Annotated in this window: 7 protein-coding genes; 3 read left to right on the top strand and 4 right to left on the bottom strand. The window is 72.5% G+C overall.

Features of this window, described 5'->3' with window-relative positions; genetic code table 11:
• A partial coding sequence (locus WDV06_RS35760) for a serine/threonine-protein kinase (RefSeq protein WP_395513986.1) occupies positions 1 to 1,980 on the bottom strand: 1,980 nt, incomplete at its 3' end.
• Between the two features lie 178 nt (positions 1,981 to 2,158).
• Between WDV06_RS35760 and WDV06_RS35755 the strand changes: the two genes are divergently transcribed.
• Complete coding sequence (locus WDV06_RS35755) at positions 2,159 to 2,677, top strand: DUF4240 domain-containing protein (RefSeq protein ID WP_395513985.1); 519 nt, start codon at positions 2,159 to 2,161, stop codon at positions 2,675 to 2,677.
• A 6-nt stretch (positions 2,678 to 2,683) separates the two neighbouring features.
• On the opposite strand, the gene WDV06_RS35750 is transcribed toward WDV06_RS35755, so the two are convergent.
• The gene (locus WDV06_RS35750) at positions 2,684 to 3,454 is read right to left on the bottom strand and encodes an SDR family NAD(P)-dependent oxidoreductase (protein ID WP_395513984.1); all 771 of its coding nucleotides are present in this window, start codon (positions 3,452 to 3,454) and stop codon (positions 2,684 to 2,686) included.
• An 87-nt stretch (positions 3,455 to 3,541) separates the two neighbouring features.
• Between WDV06_RS35750 and WDV06_RS35745 the strand changes: the two genes are divergently transcribed.
• Positions 3,542 to 4,195 carry a TetR family transcriptional regulator gene (locus tag WDV06_RS35745; RefSeq protein ID WP_395513983.1) on the top strand — a complete coding sequence of 218 codons (654 nt, stop codon included), beginning with the start codon at positions 3,542 to 3,544 and terminating at the stop codon, positions 4,193 to 4,195.
• Between the two features lie 45 nt (positions 4,196 to 4,240).
• Here the strand turns inward: WDV06_RS35745 and WDV06_RS35740 are convergent, their stop codons facing one another.
• Both WDV06_RS35740 and glnA read right to left on the bottom strand, forming a co-directional pair.
• The gene (locus WDV06_RS35740; RefSeq protein ID WP_395513982.1) at positions 4,241 to 4,510 is read right to left on the bottom strand and encodes a hypothetical protein; all 270 of its coding nucleotides are present in this window, start codon (positions 4,508 to 4,510) and stop codon (positions 4,241 to 4,243) included.
• A gap of 179 nt (positions 4,511 to 4,689) precedes the next feature.
• Positions 4,690 to 6,099: a type I glutamate--ammonia ligase gene (gene glnA, locus WDV06_RS35735; protein WP_395513981.1), complete on the bottom strand. Its 1,410-nt coding sequence runs from the start codon at positions 6,097 to 6,099 to the stop codon at positions 4,690 to 4,692.
• A gap of 185 nt (positions 6,100 to 6,284) precedes the next feature.
• On the opposite strand from glnA, the gene WDV06_RS35730 reads away from it, so the two are divergent.
• Positions 6,285 to 6,752 (top strand): RDD family protein, encoded by a 468-nt coding sequence (locus tag WDV06_RS35730; RefSeq protein WP_395513980.1) that lies wholly within the window; start codon positions 6,285 to 6,287, stop codon positions 6,750 to 6,752.
• Positions 6,753 to 6,807 lie beyond the last annotated feature (55 nt).

The following is a 6,807-nucleotide window of genomic DNA, read 5'->3' as shown; positions in this document are numbered from 1 at the left end:
GGGGGGGGGGGGGGGGGGGGGGGGGGGGGGGGGGGGGGGGGGGGGGGGGGGGGGGGGGGGGGGGGGGGGGGGCGGGGCGGGCGCGGGGGGGGGGGGGGGGGGGGGGGGGGGGGGTGGGGGGGGCGGGGGGGGGCGGCGCGCCCCCCCCCCCCCCCACGGCGCTTCCCGCCCCCCTCCGTCCGGGTCGGCGAGGAACAGACCGAGCCGCCACTCGGCCGCGATGGATGCGAGCCGGTCGGCAAGTGGCGGGCCGGACAGGATCCTGGCGATGGCGGCGAGGTGCTCGTCCGTGAGCAGGGGCCTCGGCCGGGGCGGCGGGGCCGGCACCGGAAGCAGCCCCGGCAGGGCCGGCACCGGAAGCGGCCCCGGCAGGGCCGGAGTCAGCGCCCGGCGCGTGGCACCCACCCCGGGCATCAGGGCCGCGCGCTCGGGGGCGGCGGTCAGCGCCGGAGGTGCGACCCGCACGGAGGCGACGGCACCCGGGACCGGACGGGGGGCGGCGACGCCGTCATCCGTCCCCGACCTCGGCCGTCGCCCCGGCCCCGGTCCGACGGCCGCGGCGCCAACCAGGACGGCAGCCGAACCGTCGGCTGGCGCAGCAGCCGGGGTGGCGGCCGGGACGCCGGCCGAGCCATCAGCCGAGACGGCAGCCGGGACGGTGGCCGGCCCATCAGCCGAGACGGCAGCCGGGACGGTGGTCGGCCCATCAGCCGAGGCGGCGGCCAAGCCGTCGCCCGCGGCGGCGGCCGGGACGGCAGACGAGCCAGCGGCTGAGGCGGCAGCCGGGGCCGGGGCGTCGGCCGGGCCGTCGGCCGGGGCGTCGGCCGGGGCGTCGGTTGGGGTGGGGGCGGTCGGGGGGCGGGTCGCGGCCGGGCCGTGCGGCCTGCGCAGCGGCCCGGGGTTCCTCGGCGGAGCCGTTCCGGCAGGGCCGCCGGCCCGGGCCAGCGCCACCGCACCCCGGCCGGGTACCGCCCTCTGGGCACCCGCGCGCACGGTGCGGGCACGCCTGCGAGCCTCCCGGAGGATCCGCTCGGCGTGGCGGCGGGCCTCGTCCAGGACGCCGTCCGCCCCCGCCCGCACCGCGTCGGCGTACCGCTCGGCTTCCTCGCGCAGCGCCCGCGCGTGCTCCTCCGTCTGCGCCCGCAGCTCCGCAGCCTCGCGCCGGAGGGCTTCCGAGGATTCCTCGCGGCGGTGGTCTTCGAGCGCGGCGGCGAGCAGGTGCGCGACCTCGGCGGCGCCCCCCGGCCTGTCGGCCGGCTGCTTGGCGAGCAGCCTCATGACGAGATCAGCGACGGCGGGCGGCACGTCGGGCGCCCGTTCGGCCAGCGGAGGAGGTGCCTCCCCGATGTGCTGTTGCATCACCGCCCTGGGGTGGGTTTCCTCGAACGGGAGTGTCCCGGCCAGCCCCTCGTAGAGCAGGCAGCCCAGGCCGTAGAGGTCGGAGCGGAAGTCCACCGCCTCCCCCCGCGCCTGTTCGGGCGACATGTACGAGGGGGTTCCGATCGCCTCACCGGGCCGGCTCCGACCCGCCCGCGCCAGCTCGTCGAGCATCTTCGCGACGCCGAAGTCGGCCAGTTTGACCACGCCGGTGCGGGTGAGCAGTACGTTGGCCGGTTTGACGTCGCGGTGGACGATGTTGCGCCCGTGCGCGGCGGCGAGGGCTTGGGCGACCTGGGCACACCAGTGCACCACGTCGTACCAGGGCAGCGGGCACGTCCCGGCGAAGACCCGGGCCAGATCCGTGCCGTCGACGCGTTCCATGACCAGGAACAGCAGCCGTTGGCCTCCTCTAGCCCGGTGCTCGCCGCCGTCGTGAACGGTGACCACGTGGGTGTGGTCGAGGCCCGCGGCGGCGCGGGCCTCGTCCGTGAAGCGCCATTCCGTGTCGGACGGCCCGTCTTCCACCCGGACCAGTTTGACGGCGACGTGCCGCTGCAACCTCGGGTCGAAGGCCTCCCAGACCTCTCCCCCGCCACCCATGCCCGTCAGGTGCAGCAGTTGGTATCGGCCGTCCAGTTCCAACCCCTGCATGGGGCGCCCTCCCGCCGTGCGTGCCGTCGCTCCTCCGAGTATGCGGCCGGGGCCGTAAGCCCGGCGTCGGCCTTTGGCCGTATGAGCGGTGGCGGCGAGGGGGCGCACCCGTGATGCTGGAGCGGTGATGGACGAGACGGAGTTCTGGGAGATCGTCGACCGTACCCGTGAGGCCGCCGGCGGCGACCCCGAGGAGCATGCCGAGCTGCTCGTGGAGCGGCTGGCGCAGCTGGATCCCGACTCCGTGCTGGACTTCGCGCGGCACTTCGAGTCCCGGTACAACCGCGCGTACACCTGGGACCTGTGGGGGGCGGCGTGGGTGCTGCTCGACGGGGCCAGCGACGACGCGTTCGACTACTTCCGGTGCTGGCTGATCGGGCAGGGCCGGGAGGTCTTCGAGGGCGGGGTGCACGAGCCGGACCGGCTGGCGGAGCTGCTGGGCGAGTTCGACGAGGAGATCGACGGGGACGGTGAGGAGCTGGGGTACGCGGCCGACGAGGCGTACGAGCAGCTGACCGGGGCGGTGGCGCCGGACCTGGGGATCCCGTTGCAGGCGGAGGAGCCGGAGGGCACCCCGCTGGACTTCGAGAACGAAGCCGTGCTCGCGGAGCGCTTCCCCCGGCTCTGGGACCGCTTCAGGCGCTGAACCGCCTCAGTAGTGGGTGCCGCCGTCGATGCGGATCTCGGTGCCGGTGATGAAGGCGCCGTCCTCGGAGCCGAGCATCGCGACGACGCCGGCGACGGTCTGCGGGCCGGCGAAGCCCTGGCCGAGGGCCGGGGCCAGCTTGGTGAAGAGGGACCAGTCGGTGTCCTCGGGCAGACCGGGGCCGGTGCCGGTGGTCATCCCGCTCTCGATGGAACCGGGGGCGACGGAGACGAAGCGCAGGCCCTGCTTGCTGTACTCCGCGGCGAGGGCGTGGGTCATCGACTGGATGCCGCCCTTGCTGGCCGCGTAGGCGGACATGTAGGGGTGCGCGAAGCTCGCCGAGGTGGAGCTGAAGTTCACGACGACCGGCTGGTCGCCCGCCAGGAGGGCGGGGAGGGACTCGCGGATCATCAGGAAGGTGCCGGTCAGGTTGACCGCGATGATCTTGTTCCAGAAGTCCAGGGTGGTCTGGTGGGTGTGCGCGGAGCGCAGGATGCCCGCCGCGTTGACCAGTACGTCGATCCCGCCGAGGGCGTCCACGGCGGCGGCGACGCCCTCCTTGACCGAGGCCTCGTCGGATATGTCCAGCACGGCGGTGGTCAGCCGGTCGGCGTACCCGTCGGCGGCCGCCTGCTCGGCGGTGGCCTTGAGGCCGGCTTCGTTCACGTCCACGGTGTGGACGCGGCCGCCCTCGGAGAGAATGCGGTGCACGGTGGCCTGGCCGATGCCGGATCCGCCGCCGGTGATGAGGACGCGACGTCCTTCGTAACGGTTCATGGGGCGCAGCGTACCGAGAACATGGCACGTTTTGCCAGAGTGGCGTTGATTGCATCCATCTGATCCGACTGGCGGTACGCTTCACTGGTGAGATCTCCCCGTCCGTACTCCCCCCAGAGCGGCTCCGGAACCCAGTCGCTGACGGAGCGCCGCAAGGCCGCCACCCAGCTCGACATCGCGCGCGCCGCCTGCGAGCTCTTCGCCGCGCGCGGCCCCGACGGAACCACCGCCGAGGACATCGCCCACCGGGCCGGGGTCGCGCTGCGCACGTTCTACCGCTACTTCCGCAACAAGCAGGAGGCCGTGGCCCCGCTGCTCGCGGGCGGCGGCGACGCCTGGCGGGCCCTGCTCGCGGAGGAGGACCCCGCCACCCCGCTGGCGCAGGCCCTGGAGCGGGCCGTGACCCGGGCCCTGAGCGACTCCAAGGCCGTGGAGGAGGGGCTGGAGGTCACCCGCGGACTGCTGCGGGCAGCCGCGACGGACGAGGGCCTGCGCGCCGTCTGGTACCGGGTGAACCAGGAGTCCGAGGAGCGGCTGGTCCCGATCGTGGCCCGGCTCGCGGGCCCGGAGGCGGACGAGATGGCCGTGCGCCTCGTGTCCGCGGCCGCCACCGACGCCATACGGGTGGCCCTGGAGCTGTGGTCCGCCGGCGACGCCCCCGTCTCCGGCTCCGGCTCCCCCGCCGACCTCGCGGTGCGCTGCCTGCGCGAACTGACCGGCGCGATGCCCCTGCTCCGCTGAGCGCGGGGCAGGGGCACCGGAAGAGGTCGTGCGGTTACTGCGGGGTCAGCGCCAGCCTCCCCAGTCACCGTTCCAGTTGGCGTTGTCCCAGCGGCTCCAGTCGTGGTTGCCCCAGTCGTGGTCGTGCCAGCCGCTGCGCCAGTTGCCGTTGCCGCAGTCGTCGTCGTCATCGTCCCAGTGGTGGGCCCAGCGGGAGTGACTCGAACGGTTCCAGTTCCCGTCGTGGTCGTGGGCGGACGCGCTGCTCAGGGGCAGCAGGGCCAGGGTGAGTCCGGCACCGCCCGCGACGACGGCTCCGATGATCCTACGGCGCATCATGATGCACCTCCGAACATATTTCGCTGATCGGGCTTATCGGGCCTTTAGGTCCCCATCAACCGTTACTCCGGTCGAGCGGCCTGTCAAAAGCAGAAGGCCCCCCGCCGCTCTCCGGAGAGAGCGGCGGGGGGCCTCCCATCAGGCACGATCCGCCGGGCGGGCCGACTGCGACTTTTTTACAGGTCGAAGTAGAGCTCGAACTCGTGCGGGTGCGGACGCTGGGCGATCGGGGCGATCTCGTGCGTGCGCTTGTAGTCGATCCAGGTCTCGATCAGGTCCGGGGTGAAGACACCGCCGGCCAGGAGGTACTCGTGGTCCTCCTCCAAGGCCTTGAGGACGTCCTCCAGGCTGGTCGGGACCTGCGGGACGTTCGCGTGCTCGTCGGGGGAGAGCTCGTAGAGGTCCTTGTCGATCGGCTCCATCGGCTCGATCTTGTTCTTGATGCCGTCGAGGCCCGCGAGAAGCAGCGCCGAGAAGGCGAGGTACGGGTTCGAGGACGGGTCCGGCGCGCGGAACTCGACGCGCTTGGCCTTCGGGTTCGAGCCCGTGATCGGGATGCGCATGGCGGCGGAGCGGTTGCGCTGCGAGTACACCATGTTGACCGGCGCCTCGAAGCCCGGCACCAGGCGGTGGTAGGAGTTCACCGTCGGGTTGGTGAAGGCGAGCAGCGACGGGGCGTGCTTCAGGATGCCGCCGATGTAGTAGCGCGCGGTGTCCGACAGGCCCGCGTAGCCGGCCTCGTCGTAGAAGAGCGGCTCGCCGCCGGCCCACAGGGACTGGTGGACGTGCATGCCCGAGCCGTTGTCGCCGAAGATCGGCTTCGGCATGAAGGTCGCGGTCTTGCCGTTGCGCCAGGCGACGTTCTTCACGATGTACTTGAAGAGCATCAGGTCGTCGGCCGCGGCCAGCAGCGTGTTGAACTTGTAGTTGATCTCGGCCTGGCCGCCGGTGCCGACCTCGTGGTGCTGGCGCTCGACCTGGAGGCCCTGGGCGTCCAGTTCGAGGGAGATCTCGGCGCGCAGGTCGGCGAAGTGGTCGACCGGGGCGACCGGGAAGTAACCGCCCTTGTAGCGGACCTTGTAGCCGCGGTTGTTCTCCTCGGAACCGGTGTTCCAGGCGCCGGCCTCGGAGTCGATGTGGTAGAAGCCCTCGTTCGCGGAGGTCGCGAAGCGCACGCTGTCGAACACGTAGAACTCGGCCTCGGGGCCGAAGAACGCGGTGTCGGCGATGCCGGTGGAGGCGAGGTAGGCCTCGGCCTTCTTGGCGATGTTGCGCGGGTCGCGGCTGTAGGCCTCACCCGTGATCGGGTCGTGGATGAAGAAGTTGATGTTCAGCGTCTTGTCGCGGCGGAAGGGGTCCAGACGCGCGGTCGAGATGTCGGCGCGCAGCGCCATGTCCGACTCGTGGATGGCCTGGAAGCCGCGGATCGAGGAACCGTCGAAGGCGAGCTCCTCCGCCGGGTCGAACGCACGCGCCGGGATCGTGAAGTGCTGCATCACACCGGGCAGGTCGCAGAAGCGGACGTCGACGAACTTGACGTCGTTCTCCTCGATGTACTGCTTCACTTCTTCGGCGTTCTTGAACATCCAAGTCCTCCTACTCCCGGTCCCGGGGCAGGGACGGGCTGTATAGCTCGTGGCGCGTCAGTGCGGTGCCGCACGCTGACCCGACCTTAAGCAGACGGGATTTCCCAAGCATGACCCATTTGTTTCGCACAAGTTAACCAGGGTCCCGTCCAGGTCCCGTCGAAGCGCACCGGTACCGTGGTGGAGTGGACAACAGGCAAGCAATCGGTTCCTGGATCTCCGGCCCCCGCGCGGCCGCCGAGGAGATGGGCGTCGACTTCGGCTATCCGGGCCAGCAGCTCGGCCTGCCGCAGTCGGGGCCCGGCTCCGTGGCCCGATTCGGGCGCCGGCTCGGCGCGGTGGCCATCGACTGGATCGGCTGCCAGCTGATCGCATACGGCCTCATCACCCATGGCGACCTGGCCTCGGCGGGCAACTGGACGCTGGGGCTCTTCGTGGTCCTGTCGGTCCTGACCGTGGGCACCGTGGGCTTCACCCCCGGCAAGCGGATCCTCGGCCTCCGGGTGATCTCGCAGCACGGCGGCCGCCTGGGCCTGCCCCGCGTGGTGCTCCGCACGGTGCTGCTGGCCCTGGTGATCCCGGCGCTGGTCTGGGACCGGGACGGCCGCGGACTGCACGACCGGCTCTCGGGCGCCGTCCAGGTCCGGATCTGACCCGCGGCGGCGTCACGCGAAACGGGAGCGCCCCGCGAGCCGTCGGCTCGCGGGG

The sequence above is a fragment of the Streptomyces racemochromogenes genome (assembly GCF_044129415.1).
GTDB classification, from domain to species: domain Bacteria; phylum Actinomycetota; class Actinomycetes; order Streptomycetales; family Streptomycetaceae; genus Streptomyces; species Streptomyces racemochromogenes_A.
The sequence above is the reverse complement of the archived record's forward strand: the minus strand, read 5'-3'. Positions and strand labels throughout refer to the sequence as shown.